Raw genomic sequence first — 17,542 nt, 5'->3', positions numbered from 1 at the left:
GTTGTCCCAAAGCACTCGATACCTACAATCTAATTTAAACCTTGTTTTACTAATAGAACGCAGTCCATTGAAAATACAACGTGTTGACGCCCGCTCCGGTAGTGCAGAGATCTTGCAAAGTTTGCGTCAAAAGCTTAGTCCCTCGGGTGATGTCGTCAGTCCTCGAGGCCGTGCCTTGACGGAAAAAGTATTTGGGAAACCACTTACGCCTAGCGAAGTTGTCTCTGCGATCTGTCAAGATGTCCAGCGGGAGGGCACCGCCGCACTGCTACGCTACAGCCAATCGCTCGACAATGCCGAATTGTCCGCCGACCAATTGCGGGTGCCGCCGGAGGAGATGGCAAACGCTCACGCCCAGGCCGATCCTGAGCTGATCGCAACCGTCCGCCGCATCCGCGATAACGTTGCCGAATTTCAAGCCGCGATTTTGCACCGCGATGTGGCGATTGAACCGAGGCCGGGGGTCCGCTTGACGCAGCGTTACGTCCCTCTACGCCGCGTCGGAATATGTGTTCCCGGCGGTGCTGCTGCCTATCCCTCCACGGTTTTGATGACCGTCGTGCCCGCTCAAGTGGCTGGCGTCGATGAAATCGCCATCGTCGCACCGCCGACGGCGTTCGGTGCCTACAACCAAGACATGCTTGCCACTTGCTTCGAATTGGGGGTGAAAGAGGTTTACCGGATTGGCGGTGCACAAGCGGTGGCTGCGATGGCTTACGGCACCGATGTGATCCCAGCGGTTGACAAGATCGTCGGCCCTGGGAACCTGTTCGTGGCTTTGGCGAAGAAACTTGTCTACGGAACGGTCGATATCGATTCGTTTGCGGGTCCGAGCGAAGTCATTGTGATCGCTGATTCAACGGCTCGACCCGACTTTGTTGCTGCTGACTTGCTCGCCCAAGCCGAACATTCGCCTGGTTCCTCCATCCTGATTAGTTGGGATGAATCGTTGGTCGATGCCGTTGAGATCGAGTTGACCAAGCAAGTGGCACTGCTCAGTCGCAACGAGTTGACGCTCGAAAGTCTTGAAGCGTTTGGAGCATTGATTTTGGTTCGTGACGAACAACAGGCTTGCGAGTTGACCGACCAATTTGCACCCGAGCATTTGCATATCGAAACGGCCGTTCCACGCGACCAAATCGTCAAAATACGAAACTGTGGCGCTGCCTTTTTGGGGCATCACACTCCGGTTGCCCTAGGCGACTATGCCGCGGGGCCAAGCCATGTGTTGCCAACCGGCGGAACGTGCACTTGGGCGGCGGGGCTTTCCAGTAACAGTTTTCTGCGTAGCGGCAGCATTACCGAATTCAATGAATCTGCTTTGCGTGACATTGCCTCCGATGTTGAACGTTTGGCCGAAAAAGAGTGCTTGACCGCTCATGCCCGAAGCGTATCGATTCGTCGATAATCGCATGGCTTCCATCTCAATTTGATTCTTTGCCTCCCATAACACCTCTCAATAAAATAACAAAACGTGCCTGACCCGCTATCCTATCGTCCTGCGCTATCGCGTATGCAGCCCTACACGCCTGGCGAGCAACCAGCACCAGGCAAAACCGTTAAACTCAATACGAACGAAAACCCTTATCCACCGAATCCAGACGTGGTCAAAGCGATTCAGGACGCGGCGACCGGACCGCTCAATCGATATCCTGATCCCGTTGCAACCGCCTTCCGTCGAGCGGCAGCCGATGCACTCGGTTTGCCCGGACCCGAATGGATTTTGGCAGGGAACGGCAGCGATGAAATCTTGACGATTTTGGTTCGTGGTTTTGTTGGTGAAAACCAGAAACTCCGATTGCCCTACCCGAGTTATATCTTGTACCGCACGCTTGCCGACATCCAAGGTGCCGCTTGGGAGCAGGTTGCATTCGAAGACGGATGGCAGCTACCGGCAGCCTTCGGTGATACGCCGGATGATGTGCGTTTGGTCTTTTTGCCAAATCCCAACAGCCCCAGTGGTACGGTTTTATCAGCAACGGAGGTGGAGCGTTTGGCCGCGTCGATGACGTGCCCGTTGGTCGTTGATGAGGCTTATGCGGATTTTGCCGATGGCCATTGCATCGAACTGGTGAAAAAACATGCAAACATCCTCGTCACTCGCACCCTTAGTAAGTCTTATGGTTTGGCGGGCGTACGATTTGGATACCTCGTGGCCCAGCCGCAAGTGATCTCGCAGCTTGGCAAGATTAAGGACAGCTATAACTGTGACATGTTGTCGATCGCCGCGGCAACCGCGGCAATGTCGAGTCAAGCTTGGCTCGCCGATGTGGTCGCAAGGATGAATGCAACACGCCAGCGGATGAGTGGAAGGTTGGCCGAACTCGGTTTTGACGTAACACCATCGAAAGCGAATTTCGTTTGGTGTACTCACCCCTGTGGGCAGCACCAGGCGATGTACGAATACTTGAAGAAGAACCAAATTTTAGTCCGCTACATGCAATTTCCCGATTGGGGGGATGGGCTGCGAATCTCGGTTGGTACCGACGACCAGATCGATGCATGCCTCATGATCCTCGAAAGTTACTTGAAAAACGTATGACACGCTCAGCGACGATTGCCCGCAAGACGGGTGAAACCGATATTAAACTAACCGTTGGTCTCGATGGTGACGGTAGTGGTACACGAAAATCAGGCATCGGGTTTCTCGATCACATGCTCGATTTGTTGGCCAAACATGCACTGATCAATCTCGATGTTCATGCGGTCGGCGATCTGCAAGTCGACGACCATCATACGACCGAGGATATCGGTATTGCATTTGGACAGGCGGTGCACGAAGCGCTAGGCACTCGAGCGGGCATCCGCCGCTACGGTCACTTCACGTTGCCGATGGACGAATGCTTGGTAACCGCAGCAGTCGATTTGGGGGGGCGGTATGCATTTGAGTATCATGCACCGATCGTCGCAGCAAAGATCGGCAATTTTGATAGTGAGTTGATCGAGCACTTTTGGCAATCGTTCGCTGCAAATTCCAACAGCAACCTGCATGTCGTTTTGCACCATGGTCGAAACTCGCATCACATCGCCGAGTGCGTCTTTAAGGCGACCGCTCGAGCGATTCGAATGGCCGTCGAAAGCGACCCGCGTTGCGATGCGATCCCAAGTACAAAAGGCGTTCTGTGATCTCGCGAGCACGCAGGTCACAGCGTTTCGAGGATAGCGTGCGGATCTCACCCATCTGGATTCACTCCGCTAGCTAACGCCCAAGCGGCCAATCCGATGCGCCGTCGTCCTGTTAGGAAATTGACTCGACGGGGCGGGCAAAGCCTAATTCGGATAAATGGTTGGCCATCCGCTCCACCGTGAACCGGATCTGCTCTTCGCTATGCTCGCATGTTATGAAGAACCGTAGCCGCGCTGCCGATTCGTCAACCGCTGGGTACAAGATCGGTTGGACATTGATGCCATCACCTTTCAGCCGGTTCGATAATCGCAGTGCCACCATCGAATTGCCGAGAATCACGGGGATGACCGGCGTCCCTTCACTGTCACCCGTGTCGAGACCGGCCGCGCGGCACAATGACAAGAATAAATCGCTTCGCTGACGCAACCGCGACACTCGCTCCGGTTCATCCCTTAGCGTCTGAATGGCTGCCAACGCGGCTGCCACCTGGGCGGGAGGCATTCCCACGCTGAAGACAAACCCTGGTGCGGTGTACTTGAGTAGTTCCACCAACGGCTTCGAGCCAGCGATATAGCCGCCACAGGAGGCGCCTGACTTACTGAGCGTCCCCATCCAAATATCGACATCCCGAGCGTCCATTTGGAAATGCTCTGCCATGCCGCGGCCTGTTTCACCCATCGTTCCAAAACTATGGGCTTCGTCGACCATCAATATCGCTCGGTGCTTTCGTTTAACCTTGACGAATTCAGGCACATTCGAAAAGTCGCCATCCATGCTGTAGACGCCTTCGATGACAATTAGCACACGCCGATATTGGGACCGCATTTCGGTCAACATTCGGTCGAGTGCTTTGTAATCGTTATGTGGGAACGGTCGTCGCCGCGCACCTGACAACAACGCTCCCTGCACGATGCTGTTGTGGGACAAGGAGTCGTGCAAAATGAGATCGCCCGAGCCTACCAAGTGACCGATCGTCGTTTCATTGGTCGAGTGGCCGCCGACCATCAATACGGAATCGTCGACGCCGATCCATTTCGCCAGCTCGTTTTCGAGTTCCGCGTGAATCGGTTTTTCGCCCGATACCAAACGGCTCGCCGAAACGCTCGTCCCGTACTTCTCGATCGCTTTCGCCGCCGCCCGGGTAACTCGTGGATGGCCGCTCATTCCCAAGTAATTATAGGTTGCGAAGCTGATATACTCTTTCCCATCAATCACCGTGGTATCACGAACAAGGCCGTCATGAACGGTAAAATATGGGTTTGGGCATCCCGTCATCTGCATCTGTTGCATCATCGTCTTCAGCCGCCGATACTCGGCGAACTGCGTCACGTCGTCTTCGGGATCGACCTCGGCGATTGGCGCTCGGGCATGTGTTTGGTCGGCGGCGCCATTTGTTGATGCGTTTGAAGTGGCCGATTGCAATCCGCCATCCAAGAACGCGACCGCGCGGCCTTCCACACCGGGCGGCAAGTAACGCCCGATCGACTGAGCTGTTTGTCCAATCGTTTCGATCTCATCGAGGATTTGCTCGGGGAAACGTCCGCCAAAGGTACGCTCTAAATTCCGAGCAATCTCAAGCCTTTCGAGGCTGTCGAGCCCGAGGTCCAAGACGATGTTGGTGTCCAAGTCGAGCACTCGAGCACGCTCGCCCGCAACCTGCCGGACGTGTTGCTTCACCGCTTCGACAATCGATTCGTTGACATCCGTTGCATCAACTTGCCCGGTTCGTCCACCTGCCGCAGCCGCTTGCATCATCGGCTGCAGATCAGAGACGTCGAGCGTCGATGTTTCTTCTTCCCGGCGAACCCATTTCGCGATCAGTTTTAAGTCGCCATCGCGAACCGCGTGCAAACAAGCATGCCGTTGGATTTTACCGCTACTCGTTTTCGGAACGCTGCTGTTGCGTATCAAGTAGACGGCATCGGGTGGCAATTCATGATCCGCCGTTACGGCCCGCCGAATCGCTTGTAAATGGGCGTCCCAATCCAGGTCTCGCATTCGAATCGCTTCGGCAACGATCACCAATTGCTCACGTCCGTCATAGTCCATCGCAAACGCTGCCACCGATCCTGCTTGCACCGCATCACTGGCCCGCTCGACCGTTTCCTCAATGTCTTGCGGATAACGGTTCACGCCGCGGACAATGATCATGTCCTTGAGTCGCCCCGATACATACAGCTGGTCGCCGTTCAAAAAGCCTAAGTCGCCAGTACGTAAAAATGGCCCTCCGCCATCAGCTGTCAACGCGTAAAAGGTTTGTTCGGTAGCATCCTTTCGCTGATAGTAACCCTTCCCAACGGAGGGACTTTGGACCCAGATTTCACCAATGCTATTTTTGTCGAGTGGCTTGCGAGTTTCGGGATCGACAATCAGAACCGTCTCTTCGGGTAGCACACGTCCGCATCCTACCAACCGACGCGCCCCCGGTTCCGATTCGGCGATCGGCTTAACCAATTTACGGTCCAGCTCAGTGCCGCTAAAGGTCGAAATGACGGGACGTGTCTCTGCGGGACCGCCAGTAACCAACAGCGTGGTTTCCGCCATCCCATAACATGGCAAAAACGCACTGCGGCGAAAACCAAACTTTCCAAACCGCTCGCAAAACGAATCGATTGTCGTGGCTCGAATTGGCTCGGCCCCATTGAACGCGATTTCCCATGTCGACAAATCGACGCCTTCTAACTCTTCATCGCCTATCTTGTCAACACAAAGTTGGTAAGCAAAATTGGGGCCGCCACTGATCGATACCCTGTGCTTGGCAATGCCCTGCAGCCAGCGAGCAGGACGCTGCAAAAACGTCATTGGACTCATTAAGACGTTCGAGCGGCCAATGAACATTGGCATCAAGACGCCACCCACCAAGCCCATGTCGTGATAGGTGGGCAACCAGGTCATCCCACAAACTCTGCCCTCCGGTTCAAACGCTTGCAGAATCAATTCGCTATTGGCTATCAAGTTGCCTTGAGTCAGCATGACGCCTTTGGGTGAACCCGTTGATCCCGAAGTGTATTGCAACACGCCTAGTGAATCAGAGTTTAACTTCGGCATTCGCCATTTGTCCGCCCGGCGGCATGATGGATCATCCGTGCCAAGTAATTGAACGCCGACAAGATCGTCATACTTTTGGTCGCCCGTTAATTGCTCGACAACCGCTTTGGTTGATAACGCCCAACGAGTATCTGCATCCACCACAATCGAACGGATTCGCGATGCCTTGCGGTTTCGCCGCGGCGGGAACGCAGGAACAGCGACCGCACCCGCGGCATGACAAGCAAACATCCCGATCACAAAATCGAGACCGGGGGGGTAAAGCAGTAGGATTCGATCGCCGCTTCGAATCCGGCAGCGATCCTGCAAATAACCAGCCAACCCTTGGACCTCTTTCCAAAGTTCAGCGTAGCTAATCCGCTCCTCGATCGACTCGACGTCCGTAAAGTAATACGCCGCCTCGTCGCCACGTTGATTTGCCCAATGCCTCAAAATCGAGACATAATGGTCCCTTGGAGGAGTATCTTTTCCGAAAAACTTTTGAAGGTCCACGAACGTTTTTGCCGCCTGGATTCTGTTGAGTCGACTGATAGTAGCTGCGTCTCTCCGAGACGCATGACCATGATTTGGTCTCTATCGCGCCTCGGAGAGACGCGGCTACTGGTTGCGTCTCTGCGAGACGCTGTTTCTTAAATATCGTTTTCTTTCGCGTCTCGGAGAGACGCGGCTACTGGTTTCGTCTCTGCGAGACGCTGTTTTTTGAATTTCGTCTTCTTTCGCGTCTCGGAGAGACGCGGCTACTGGTTTCGTCTCTGCGAGACGCTGTTTCTTGAATGTCGTTTTTTCTTTCGCGTCTCGGAGAGACGCGGCTACTGGTTTCGTCTCTGGGAGACGCTGTTTCTTGAATGTCGTTTTCTTTCGCGTCTCGGAGAGACGCGGCTACTGGTTTCGTCTCTGCGAGACGCTGTTTTTTAAATGTCGTTTTCTTTCGCGTCTCGGAGAGACGCGGCTACTGGTTTCGTCTCTGCGAGACGCTGTTTTTTGAATTTCGTCTTCTTTCGCGTCTCGGAGAGACGCGGCTACTGGTTTTGTCTCTGCGAGACGCTGTTTTTTGAATGTCGTTTTCTTTCGCGTCTCGGAGAGACGCGGCTACTGGTTTCGTCTCTGGGAGACGCTGTTTTTTGAATTTCGTTTTCTTTCGCGTCTCGGAGAGACGCGGCTACTGGTCTCGTCTCTGCGAGACGCTGTTTCTTGAATTTCGTTTTTTCTTTCGCGTCTTGGAGAGACGCGGCTGCTTTCAGAGCTTTTTATCGGTCCTTTGCGGTTCGCAATCAACCAATATTCTGAGCCCCAGGATAACGTGCCATTGCCCAGCTTCACACAGCTATCGTCAAAATTGGCATAAACCAACCAGATTATGCCCAGATTAACATCGTTTTGCAAACCGCTCTAGCTTTCGACCCGAATTCTTCGCTAATCATTGCCTTCGAATGATTCCTATCTCCTCATCTCTTCTAACTCGGGAATGCAAAATGCTTCGAACTTTTCTGCGTTTTCTTTCAAAAACACACCAAAACCCAGTCCCTGTTGATCTGAATTCCGGTGATGACGTGGTGCTTTACGCTTATTTGAAGGCGCCGGCGGCCCATTCGGCAGGGTCCATTGTTAGCGGCAGCCAAAAGCAGCGCCCTGAACGAACCAATGTTCACTCCTCCGCCAGTACCTTTCACCCCTCCCCCGCGAATCAGCATCGCGAGCGGCTGCTCAGTATGGAACTGATTCATACAAAGCTCTGCTCCGAAAAACGCTGCAAAAAACTTCAAACACTGGGAATCGTTACGACCGGTGACCTGATCGCCGCCGACTTGAAAACGCTTTCCGCCCGATTCGGTGCTCCCAAGAAGTCGGCGCCACTCCTTAAACGCTACCGCCAAGCGATCCGATTTGCATTGGCAGTCCCTGCGATGATGCCTCGCGACGCGCTGCTTTTGATTAGCATTCATCGACGTAGCGTGCGTGGGTTGGCAATGGAAACGCCAGCAATGTTGTATCGCGATTTGCAACGTTTTTCTGAAAGCTCACAAGGACAACGCTTGATGCGTGGACGGCGATTGCCGAGCATCAAACGACTCCGCCGCTGGATTCGTACCTGCGAAACCCGTTTGTCGGCCATGAATTCGGCGGCTGCGAACTCAGCACCGCCACAGGCGATTAGAGCCTGAGGCGGCTTGTGTCCCGATCCTTTGCGGTGTCGATTTCTATTGACACGGCTTTGAAGTCGAACGAAGTCACCATCTTACCCACCTCCACCGAAGCAGGTCGTGCCGCTTTTAAGTGCTCCCCCAAGCTTCGCTTGAGGGAGGTTGTAGGTTGTTAGCCATGTTGCACTGAAAAGCGGCACGACCTCGAAACTTGGGGGGGGAGGTTGTTTCGTTCCGTGAAACAATCGACATCCCATTGGACCGGTCACACTTACGTTGTCATGCTGCTGATAATCTCTTTGATGGCTGCGAGCCGTTGTTTTAGCGTGCTTCCATGCATCAATCGCAAAGCTCCACCAAGCCGAGCCTGATCCGAAGCAGTCCGAGGGGCTAGGTGAGGTGCAAAACGCCCTCGCCTCTGTGAAATCGTTACGGCGGTTGTCATTGACAACAATCCTTCTCCGCCTCGTGTGACTCCAAAACCACTCTCACCCCGTCCACCGAACGGAATCCTCGGATCAGCCGTAGCGGTGATTAGATCGTTGATCGTAACACAGCCAACCTCCAATCGATCTGCCATTTGCTTTGCTTCGCCAGGCGGCCCGAAGATCGAAGCTGCCAAGCGGTATCGACAACCATTTACGATCCCAACCGCATCGTCGATTCGACGCAGGCGAACAACACTTATCACCGGAGCGAAAAGATCCTCCGCTGCTATCTCAAAACCGGCATCCACGTGATCGAGTATCACCGGTTTCATTTCGCCCGTCCGTCTAAGACGATTCGCATCAAAGTGTTTGAGCCGGTCAACTGCGCCTTGCCGGATTGCGGATTCGATACAACGAGCTACCGTTTCTCGAGCGGACGGGTGAACGATTGATTGGCGATTTGATAGCCGTTGGTCGAGCGATCGCAGCAGGGTTTCGACCACAGAATGAGTATCGCTTGAATCTTCAATCAACCATCTTCTCGGCCCAATACAAGTCGCTCCGTGATTCAAATTCAAACCGAAATCGACCGCTGCGGCGACTCGTTCAAGATCAGCTCCGGGCAATACGATCGACGCGTCACAACCACTCAATTCCATGATCGTGGGTGTTATGGTTTGCGCGGTTTGTGCCAGCACCTTGCGACCCGTTGCTGCCGAACCGGTCAGAACGACCAGGTCGACGCCTGCGGCGATGGTGTCGATTGCTGCTTGAGCCGATGTATCGAGCAGTCTGATCGTCAGCCGTGGTACGCCTGCCGTATAAAAGCAATCGACCATTTCCGCAGTGATCTTTTCGCATCCTTCCGCTGGCTTCACGAGTACTTGATTGCCCGCGGCCAGAGCTTGCGCAATTTGGGTTCCAACCAGAAACAGCGGATAATTCCAAGGGCCAAGAATGAGGACCTTCCCGTGCGGATCTCGGCGAATCGTGCTGCGAACCCCCCATAACCACACAGGCCGTCCAGAGGTTCCGAGATGTCGAGGAGCGAGTAGTTTGGGGCCTCGTTTGCCAATGAATTTTAGTGCTTCGCAAAACGGAAACAGCTCGGCGGTGATCGTTTCCACGGCATCGCAGCGTTGGTCGGTGCGAGATAGATCGATGAGTCGGTCGAGACGATCCGCAATGACATGTCGAGTTTTAGAGACGGCGCGGCATCGCTGTTTCGCTGAGAAGGATGCCCAAGCCTGATTCACGGATCACGTCTCAAATCACCGCTGTAGCTACTTCGCTTCGCGGCAAAGTACTCACGCCACCGTTGTTGGTCGTAACCATAATCAACATCGGGCTCAACGGTTTTTAGCAGTGATAAAGCACCTGGGTTTTCGAGATAATAGGTCACCGTCTTGGGCTTGCCACCTTGCGAGAACGCGGTCGAGCCATCTCCCGCAAACGAACTCTGTGTTCCAGCCCCCGGTGCTTCGGTCTTGGTATGCTTGGTGACCAATGATTCGATATAGATCGGTGCCAATTCAATGTCGGGGAAATAGCTCAGTGCCCGTAGTGCTTGCGTCACGGCGCCATGGTCATTGCTCCGCAACATCCGCGTGTAACTGGCGACTGCGGATCTGCTACCGAATTCATGAAGCTTTGAAATGGCTGCTTCACGAACCACGTCGTCCGGATTGGCTAGCCCGGTGCGAACCAATGCTTCGACGGAAGTTCGATTTTTAAAGCGTCCAAGAAGTTCGACCCAAAGCAGATTCATCTTGCGATTGTGGTTTTCCTCCAGCAACTGTTTTGCGACCGCCATCGCTGCCATTGGATCGTCAATCGCTTGAAGTGACGCAAACGCCTCGGGTGATTTTGAATTACCGCGAATGGCGATTCGCAGAAGTATCTCGATTTCGCGAATCCACAATTTCGCATCTTTGCTGGTCGTCGTTTGGATTTTTTCGATCGCAGCTGCTTCCGGCAATACCCATTTGCCGCCTACCGAAATCATTCCTCGCGAGCGTTGCAGATCGCTGTAGCGGATCCAACGGTTGTTCTCTTTGACATACCCTAACGACGCCCTCGCTCGCTCATGATCGGGATCAAACCGAATCGCCATTTGCATGTGATGACGTTTGTACGCTTGCGTGTAATTGGGCATGTTTTTCGGGTCGGCACACCATACCGCTAGTAAATAGTGCAACTGAGCATCCTCACCCGCCTTTGCGGCATGCCGTCGGTAGGCAGCTAGTTTGTCCGATTCGACCACTCGCGACACACGACTGGTGGGAAAGGCCAAGCGAATGTCATCATCGACTGCGACAATATCGACCTTCTTTTCTGGAATTCGGCGAACCTCGCCGTTTAGATGACCACCAATGCTGAGCTCTATTGCATCCCCAAAAACAGATCGGGGTGGGATGATCCAAAGCAAGAAAGCAATACTTAGCAGGATCGATCGTATGATCATCCCAAACCGATGCGTCCCTTCGGGATTCTTGGTACCAATTGAAACCGAGGCGACGGACGCAAGTCCGTGGCTAATGCCTACCGTGCCTTCGGCACTCAAAGATATCGGTTCGAAACGCAGAAGCGAGCACGATCCTTCGCTGTAACGTTGACTTTGATTCGATGAGTTCATTTCTGCCGTCCGTCGAAGAAGAAATAAACACGCCATGGAAATGTCAATACAAAAAGGCCGTTTAAGAGTCGATCAAACTTGCGATTCACGTAGCGGAATAATCGGGCTGGTTGATTCAAGCACTTGGCGAATCGTCACGGAAGCAAAGGCCTCTTCGGTGACCGCGTAGACCCGATCGAGTTCGGCGTGTAAAGGGCACAATGCTGTATGCGATTCCAAGCCCAACGGACATTTTTCGATTCGCTCAAGTGGTGCAACCGCGCTAACCACATCCAAAATCGTAATCTCGTCGGTTGCCGTCGTCAATTCATAGCCACCTCCCGGCCCCGATCGCGATTGGGCCAATCCGGCTGCCACCAAGTCTTGCAGCACTCGATGTAAATAGCGACGCGGGATCTGAGTTTCACCGGCTAGAACATCCGCTGAAACGGCAGCCCCCATACGGCCACCCATGCAAGTCACCGCTCGCAGTGCATATTCTGCCGTCTTGGATAGCATCCGTAGTTACTCGAGATAAGGGGGGTGATGCCTACGAGGGCCTGTTTGAAAACGTAGCGGAAGTCGGCAAGATATTCGCCCATCGCGAGCGTTGGTCGTGGTGAACCGCAAGTCTTAAAGAGTTCCGCTTTGACCCTATTCTACACCCGATGGTGAAATGAACAAGCGTGTTTTTCAACACCACTACTTCAAATTGAACTCTCGGCATAATTCATTGATTACCTCGTCCGACATCGCCGAGATCTCGCCAATCGCTTTCGCATTGATGACCGCTTCGGCAGTCGACTCCAACACTTCAAGCCGATCGAATGCGTCGAGAATGCTTTGGCCTGCAATGATCACTCCATCGTTTTCAAGGATTGCTGCAGGTGAATCGACGGAGACGTAATCGGCTATCTTTGCGCTACTGTGCTGTTTTGCCACGTTGTACTGGATTCCATACGGGACCCGTCTGACATCCCTCAAAAAAACGTAACTTTCGGGAATCGTACGCACATCGAGCGTTGAATCGGTCACGCTAAAGGCGGTCGCATTGACAGGATGTGCAAACACAATTGCTTGAACCTGAGGGTGTTTTTCATAAATGGCTTGATGAGCTTTCGCCGCCCGGCTGGCGTACTTACCCGCTTCACGCTGCTCACCATCGATCAACACGAGATCGTCAATACAAAGATTTTCGCGGTCTTGCTGAGTCGGAGTGATCAAAAATGCGTTGCCTGTCAGGCGAGCCGAAAAACTACCTTCGGTGCTTATGAGTAGCCGTTGGCGGCACCCCCGGCGCACGAATTCGCACAATTGCCGACGTAATTCACGCTCGGTCGCTGTCGCCTCGGGCGGAGTGAACGACTCAAAATCCACACATCGATTGGCTGCTTCGTCAAGTTGGGCGTCACTTAAAAAATGCACGTCACCCAAACGTGCTGCTTTGATGAGCGTCTTACCGGCAAACTCAAACGCTTCGAAACGCTTGAATGCATGGCTTAACGAATCACCACCGACGACCACGCCATGATTTTCTAAAATGACGCTATCACAGCCTTCTGCAAACGTCGACGCGATGTTCTCGCCCAATTTTGCGGTTCCTGGACAAGCGTAATCGGCGAATCCGACGTTTCCACAAACCGACCGCGCTTGATGAAACAAACGGGTGTTGGGGACCTTTTGGCAAATGCTAAACGCTACCAACGCCACCGGATGGGCGTGAACGAGTGCACGAAGGTCTGGTCGTGCTTCATAGATCGCTTTGTGAAACGGAAATTCCGACGACGGTGGATGTGGCCCGTCGACCGTTCCATCGGCTCGCACGCATACGATGTCGCGGCGAGTCAGGTTGCCTTTGTCAACACGGGCAGGCGAGATCCAAATATCACCCGACTGGTCACGAATCGAAAGGTTGCCTCCCGAAGTCGTTGTCATCCGATAACGATAAATTCGATCCATCGTTTGCATGATTTCATCACGAGGATGCAACAGACTTCGCGTTTGGTTCATTTTTATTCCTGCAGTTGATAATGGGGAGTCGATTTGATTTTCCAACGAAACAGAGATCGAGATAGAGATGTCGTGACTAAATCTCAACGTGCTTGGCGTCGACTGGCAATCGACGGCCCATCCACAAAGGCGTGGATAGGAACCATAGGATTGTGCCAACCAAGGCGACCGTTTTGACCGTTTCGTGGTCCATCCTTCCAAAATAGTACAAAAGACATGGTACCACGGTGACCACCAGCCCGATCAGAGAAATGACCTTTGCAATTGTATTCATCTTCGATCCTATTAAAGTTTTATATTCGATTTTGTTTGAATGGGTGGGAGTCGCGACTACATCGTCGGTTGCCGCTGAGTCAATTTGCTCAAAACGATGTACAGAACACCGCAAGCAATCCAGCATGGAATGACCGCATAGGCTGCAAATAAACCTTGCCAGAAGATCAAATACAATCCGACAGCGACTGGCAATAGCCACGCCACCAAGACAGCCATGTTGATTTTGATACCTGTTTTCGCTGCGTACTCCTCACCCAATCCCAACTTTTTCATCAAGTAATAGTCCACAAAAATGATCGCCCCCATGGGGCCGAGTACGGTTCCATAAGTGCCGACAAAATCGAGCAGCTTGTATGCCAAGTTAGGGAACGCACCCGCCAATGTCGCAACCGCTCCGGCGACCAGGGTCATCACCGTTCGTGAACTGTTTGGGACCACACCTTGGAAGGCCAAGCCAGCTCGATAGATTGTCGGGTTGGCTGTTGTCCAACCAGCGATAACGACACAGATCATGCCTGCCCATCCGAGGGACTGAAACGCCAACAACCCTGGGTTGGCACTCACCTTGCCATCACTGCCAACGGCCATGTCGGGTTGGATTTTAATCAGTGCTGCCAACATCAAAGCGGCAGCAATCCAAGCCATGTAGTGGCCGAGGAACATGCCAATTGCTGGTGCCCAGCCCGACGCTTTCCTTCGAGCAAATCGGAAGATGGAAAGGTCCGCCATGCCAAAGTGCATCGCTCCATTGCAAAGCCAAGCAAAAACCACAATTTGCCAAAAGCCAAACGTACTCTCGCCGTTCTTGTCTTGCACAAATGCAACCGCATTGGTCCAAAAACTTCCCTCCTGCAATGCTGAAATATTGTTGGCGTCCATTTGCACGAGCGAGACAATGCCGCAAGCGGCAAAAATCCCAATCATCCAAGGTGCGGCAATGTTGGCGACACGAGCTACCGTTTCGTAGCCAGCTGCCGCGATTACCGCCATCACGACACCGACAATCACAACAATGATCGTGAACGATGTGGTTCCGAATGCAAACGTCGACTCGGGAACTTCATACAGAACACCAAACGGAATCCCTACCGCGCTGGCCGATACCGTCACCATCGCACCGGCCAAGAAACAAAAGAGAATGCCGTTGGTTACGTTGTAAAGTTTGACGAGGGAACCGCCTGCAATACGTTCCAGTTGATAGTACAGCGTCATCCGCTTGCCCATCGCAATCGGTGTGACCAAAAAACGCCAAGTCAAGACCGCCAAGAGGTTGCCTAGCAATAAGCCTAGTAACAAGTCTTGTAAACTTGCACCGGCAGCTAGAAAGAGCGGCCCGATCATGAACTCGGTACCCGCAGCATGCTCGCCAGCGTACATTCCCCAAAACTTTCCTGCGCCCATCAGTGCATGATCAGGCACCCTCTCGCGTTCATATTCACCTTTTGGCGTTTCAGAGTCACTCATTCGTTCGTTCCATTGATTCGTTCAGTAAAAAGAAAAAGCATTGCCGCGGTTTATCGCTTCGACAGTACGTCCAATTCATATTGCTCGACCTTCGCCAGCCAATCCATGCCGACCGGAGTATCCGTCATTTCGCAGTACTGATCCCATACCGCACCGAAGGGCATTGACTTTAACTCTTCCATCATCGCCAAACGCGCTGTGTAGTTGCCCTCGAGTTCAAACTGTTGTAATCGCTCGGTCGGTTCCAGTAAAGCCGCTAGCATCGCCTTAACGGCATTTCGTGTCCCGATAACCCATGCAGCTACCCGGTTGATGCTGGCGTCAAAGAAGTCCAATCCAATGTGGACGCGGCCGAGAAAATCGCCTCGCACGATCTCTTGCATGATCGCTTGTAGTTCATCGCTATACGTGACCACATGGTCGCTGTCCCAACGCACGCCACGACTGACATGCAATAGAAGTTCCGGAACATACATCAGCACCGACGAAATCTTGTCGGCAATCCCTTCGGTTGGATGGAAATGCCCTGCATCAAGGCACAGTAGTTTCTGACGTGAAATCGCGTAGCCCATATAGAACTCATGTGATCCGACCACATAGCTCTCGGAACCGATGCCGAACAGTTTGCATTCAACCGACTCTAACGTTTCAGCGGGATTCATCGAATCAGAAAAAATCTTGTCAAGGGAATCCGCGAGCCTGGTTCGCGGGTTCTTTCGACTTGCGGGTGTGTCCTTGAAGCCGTCGGGGATCCAGAAATTATTGACGCAGGCGTTGCCTTGTGCCTTGCCCATCGCGGCTGCAATCTTTCGAGAAGCAATCCCATGCTCGATCCAAAATTGGCGAATCCCAGCGTCGGCCGCTGATAAAGTGAATCCATCGTCGGCTTTGGGATGCGAGAAGAAGGTTGGGTTGAAGTCGAGTGAAACCGCTTGGCTTTTGCCCCAATCGATCCAACCTTGAAAATGCTCGACACCTATCTCATTGCGATCGACCGGGCCATCGAATTCGCCATAGCAGGCATGCAGGTTTAGCCGATGATCTCCAGGGATTAGCGAATAGGCCATCTCCAAGTCGCTGCGCAACTCCTCGGGGCTACGGGCGCGACCAGGGTAATTGCCGGTGACTGCCAAGCCGCTGCCAAGTTCGCCATCGCCGCCTTCGAAACCACCGACATCGTCGCCCTGCCAGCAATGCAGTGAAATCGCAATCTTCTTCAGTCGCTCGATCGCATGATCGACGTCGACTCCGACCGCCGCGTATCGCTCGCGAGCTAATTGGTAACTGCTTTGGACGTTCATTGAATGGGCCATTGAAAAACTCCTAAAAGGTTCGTGAAGCATCCCTCGCCGCATGGGAGGTAGCTGAACGGTTCGGCAGATTCTAAACGTTTTTATTGCCAAAACCTTGACAATCGTGCCTAGCAATAGCACGATAGTGCCATCTGGCAAGGAAAAGCTTATTCAAGCGAGGCTTCCCTCCGCCGATGATAACGGGGGTTTCCGTCCTATTACCTCGGGAAGAAAGTCGCAAACTTCATGCGGATACTAAAGAAAGAGGACTGGTTTCATCGTGACGGATTTCCCATCTGTGTCACGCGACGTGATCCGCAGCGTCCCTTCGGGCTGCATGCTCACGAGTTTTCAGAAATCGTATTGGTGACCGGAGGTGCGGGGCAGCATGTGACGGGCGAGGATTCTTGGCCGCTTGCCGTCGGCGACGTCTTCGTGATCGGCAGTGGTCGGCCTCATGATTATCTCAACTTGGATGACCTGAGTTTGATCAACGTGATGTTTGATCCTGATTCGTTGTCCCTGCGGTTGCACGATTTGCATACATTGCCGGGCTACCATGCGTTATTCCATCTCGAGCCCGCCTGGCGAAAGCGGCATAAGTTCGATAGCCGGTTGCAATTGAGTGCAGTGGAGATGGAGCAGGCGATTCGATTCGTTGATGACCTGGATGCCGAACTCGAATCGCGGTCTCCGGGGTTTCGCTTTCTCGCGATGGCAGCGTTCATGAGTTTGGTTGGTTGTCTTTCGCGATGCTATGGACGTCAAGGTAACGCGGCAACCAGCTCGCTATTGGATATCGCCGAGACGATCTCTTACCTCGAGAAAAATTTTACCCAGCCGATCCAGTTGGATTACCTGGTTCGGGTCTCAGGAATGTCACGCAGAAGTTTTTTAAGAGCATTCGAATCGGTGATGGGGTGCTCGCCGATTTCGCATTTGATTCGGCTCAGGATTGATCAAGCTTGTGAACTGTTGCGAACGACCGAAGAAAGCGTGACCGATATTGCGATGCAGACGGGTTTTAACGACAGCAACTACTTCTCGAGACAGTTCCGCCGACAGATGAATTGCACGCCGAGGCAGTATCGTAGCAGGCCCCAACCGTAGCCTAGGCTTCCAGCCTGGGGATTGTTGTGGTC

The 17,542-nt window shown here is 53.2% G+C and carries 13 protein-coding genes; 5 read left to right on the top strand and 8 right to left on the bottom strand.

Annotation, left to right across the window (positions count from 1 at the left end):
* The first annotated feature begins 67 nt into the window (after positions 1-67).
* The 3 genes from hisD (at position 68) to hisB (ending at position 3,126) form a co-directional block, all read left to right on the top strand.
* On the top strand, positions 68-1,408 hold the full coding sequence (hisD, locus tag Q31b_RS11415) for a histidinol dehydrogenase (protein WP_231617485.1): 1,341 nt from the start codon (positions 68-70) through the stop codon (positions 1,406-1,408).
* A gap of 66 nt (positions 1,409-1,474) precedes the next feature.
* Positions 1,475-2,542, top strand: coding sequence for a histidinol-phosphate transaminase (gene hisC, locus Q31b_RS11410; protein ID WP_261343851.1), 1,068 nt, complete (start codon positions 1,475-1,477; stop codon positions 2,540-2,542).
* Complete coding sequence (gene hisB, locus Q31b_RS11405) at positions 2,539-3,126, top strand: imidazoleglycerol-phosphate dehydratase HisB (protein ID WP_146599792.1); 588 nt, start codon at positions 2,539-2,541, stop codon at positions 3,124-3,126. The genes hisC and hisB overlap by 4 nt, the downstream gene beginning before the upstream one ends.
* Before the next feature lie 112 nt (positions 3,127-3,238).
* On the opposite strand, the gene Q31b_RS11400 is transcribed toward hisB, so the two are convergent.
* Entirely contained in the window at positions 3,239-6,667 is a 3,429-nt protein-coding gene (locus Q31b_RS11400) for an aminotransferase class I/II-fold pyridoxal phosphate-dependent enzyme (protein ID WP_390622317.1), read from the bottom strand.
* Between the two features lie 980 nt (positions 6,668-7,647).
* Here Q31b_RS11400 and Q31b_RS11395 point away from each other — a divergent pair.
* Positions 7,648-8,337 carry a DUF4332 domain-containing protein gene (locus tag Q31b_RS11395; RefSeq protein ID WP_197171368.1) on the top strand — a complete coding sequence of 230 codons (690 nt, stop codon included), beginning with the start codon at positions 7,648-7,650 and terminating at the stop codon, positions 8,335-8,337.
* Positions 8,338-8,587: 250 nt separating this feature from the next.
* On the opposite strand, the gene Q31b_RS11390 is transcribed toward Q31b_RS11395, so the two are convergent.
* The 7 genes from Q31b_RS11390 to Q31b_RS11360 form a co-directional block, all read right to left on the bottom strand.
* Positions 8,588-10,000, bottom strand: coding sequence for an aldehyde dehydrogenase family protein (locus Q31b_RS11390; protein WP_146599789.1), 1,413 nt, complete (start codon positions 9,998-10,000; stop codon positions 8,588-8,590).
* Positions 9,997-11,379, bottom strand: coding sequence for a HEAT repeat domain-containing protein (locus Q31b_RS11385; protein ID WP_197171366.1), 1,383 nt, complete (start codon positions 11,377-11,379; stop codon positions 9,997-9,999). The genes Q31b_RS11390 and Q31b_RS11385 overlap by 4 nt, the downstream gene beginning before the upstream one ends.
* A gap of 72 nt (positions 11,380-11,451) precedes the next feature.
* Entirely contained in the window at positions 11,452-11,877 is a 426-nt protein-coding gene (locus Q31b_RS11380) for an RrF2 family transcriptional regulator (protein ID WP_146599787.1), read from the bottom strand.
* Between the two features lie 183 nt (positions 11,878-12,060).
* Positions 12,061-13,368 (bottom strand): class II aldolase/adducin family protein, encoded by a 1,308-nt coding sequence (locus Q31b_RS11375; protein ID WP_146599786.1) that lies wholly within the window; start codon positions 13,366-13,368, stop codon positions 12,061-12,063.
* A gap of 76 nt (positions 13,369-13,444) precedes the next feature.
* Entirely contained in the window at positions 13,445-13,642 is a 198-nt protein-coding gene (locus Q31b_RS11370; RefSeq protein ID WP_146599785.1) for a hypothetical protein, read from the bottom strand.
* Between the two features lie 56 nt (positions 13,643-13,698).
* Positions 13,699-15,108 (bottom strand): hypothetical protein, encoded by a 1,410-nt coding sequence (locus tag Q31b_RS11365; RefSeq protein ID WP_146599784.1) that lies wholly within the window; start codon positions 15,106-15,108, stop codon positions 13,699-13,701.
* Between the two features lie 50 nt (positions 15,109-15,158).
* On the bottom strand, positions 15,159-16,421 hold the full coding sequence (locus Q31b_RS11360; RefSeq protein WP_146599783.1) for an L-rhamnose isomerase: 1,263 nt from the start codon (positions 16,419-16,421) through the stop codon (positions 15,159-15,161).
* A 225-nt stretch (positions 16,422-16,646) separates the two neighbouring features.
* Here Q31b_RS11360 and Q31b_RS11355 point away from each other — a divergent pair, with 225 nt between their 5' ends.
* Positions 16,647-17,510 (top strand): helix-turn-helix domain-containing protein, encoded by an 864-nt coding sequence (locus tag Q31b_RS11355; protein ID WP_146599782.1) that lies wholly within the window; start codon positions 16,647-16,649, stop codon positions 17,508-17,510.
* Positions 17,511-17,542 lie beyond the last annotated feature (32 nt).

This window comes from Novipirellula aureliae (genome assembly GCF_007860185.1).
GTDB classification, from domain to species: domain Bacteria; phylum Planctomycetota; class Planctomycetia; order Pirellulales; family Pirellulaceae; genus Novipirellula_A; species Novipirellula_A aureliae.
This window is presented reverse-complemented; position numbering and strand designations above follow the sequence as displayed.

Excerpts from the sequence above, each read along its gene's own strand:
- Q31b_RS11360 (WP_146599783.1), bottom strand. The coding sequence starts at position 16,421 with ATGGCCCATTCAATGAACGTCCAAAGCAGTTACCAATTAGCTCGCGAG.
- Q31b_RS11375 (WP_146599786.1), bottom strand. The coding sequence starts at position 13,368 with ATGAACCAAACGCGAAGTCTGTTGCATCCTCGTGATGAAATCATGCAA.
- Q31b_RS11395 (WP_197171368.1), top strand. The coding sequence starts at position 7,648 with ATGCTTCGAACTTTTCTGCGTTTTCTTTCAAAAACACACCAAAACCCA.
- Q31b_RS11365 (WP_146599784.1), bottom strand. The coding sequence starts at position 15,108 with ATGAGTGACTCTGAAACGCCAAAAGGTGAATATGAACGCGAGAGGGTG.
- Q31b_RS11380 (WP_146599787.1), bottom strand. The coding sequence starts at position 11,877 with ATGCTATCCAAGACGGCAGAATATGCACTGCGAGCGGTGACTTGCATG.
- Q31b_RS11355 (WP_146599782.1), top strand. The coding sequence starts at position 16,647 with ATGCGGATACTAAAGAAAGAGGACTGGTTTCATCGTGACGGATTTCCC.
- hisB (WP_146599792.1), top strand. The coding sequence starts at position 2,539 with ATGACACGCTCAGCGACGATTGCCCGCAAGACGGGTGAAACCGATATT.
- Q31b_RS11385 (WP_197171366.1), bottom strand. The coding sequence starts at position 11,379 with ATGAACTCATCGAATCAAAGTCAACGTTACAGCGAAGGATCGTGCTCG.
- Q31b_RS11370 (WP_146599785.1), bottom strand. The coding sequence starts at position 13,642 with ATGAATACAATTGCAAAGGTCATTTCTCTGATCGGGCTGGTGGTCACC.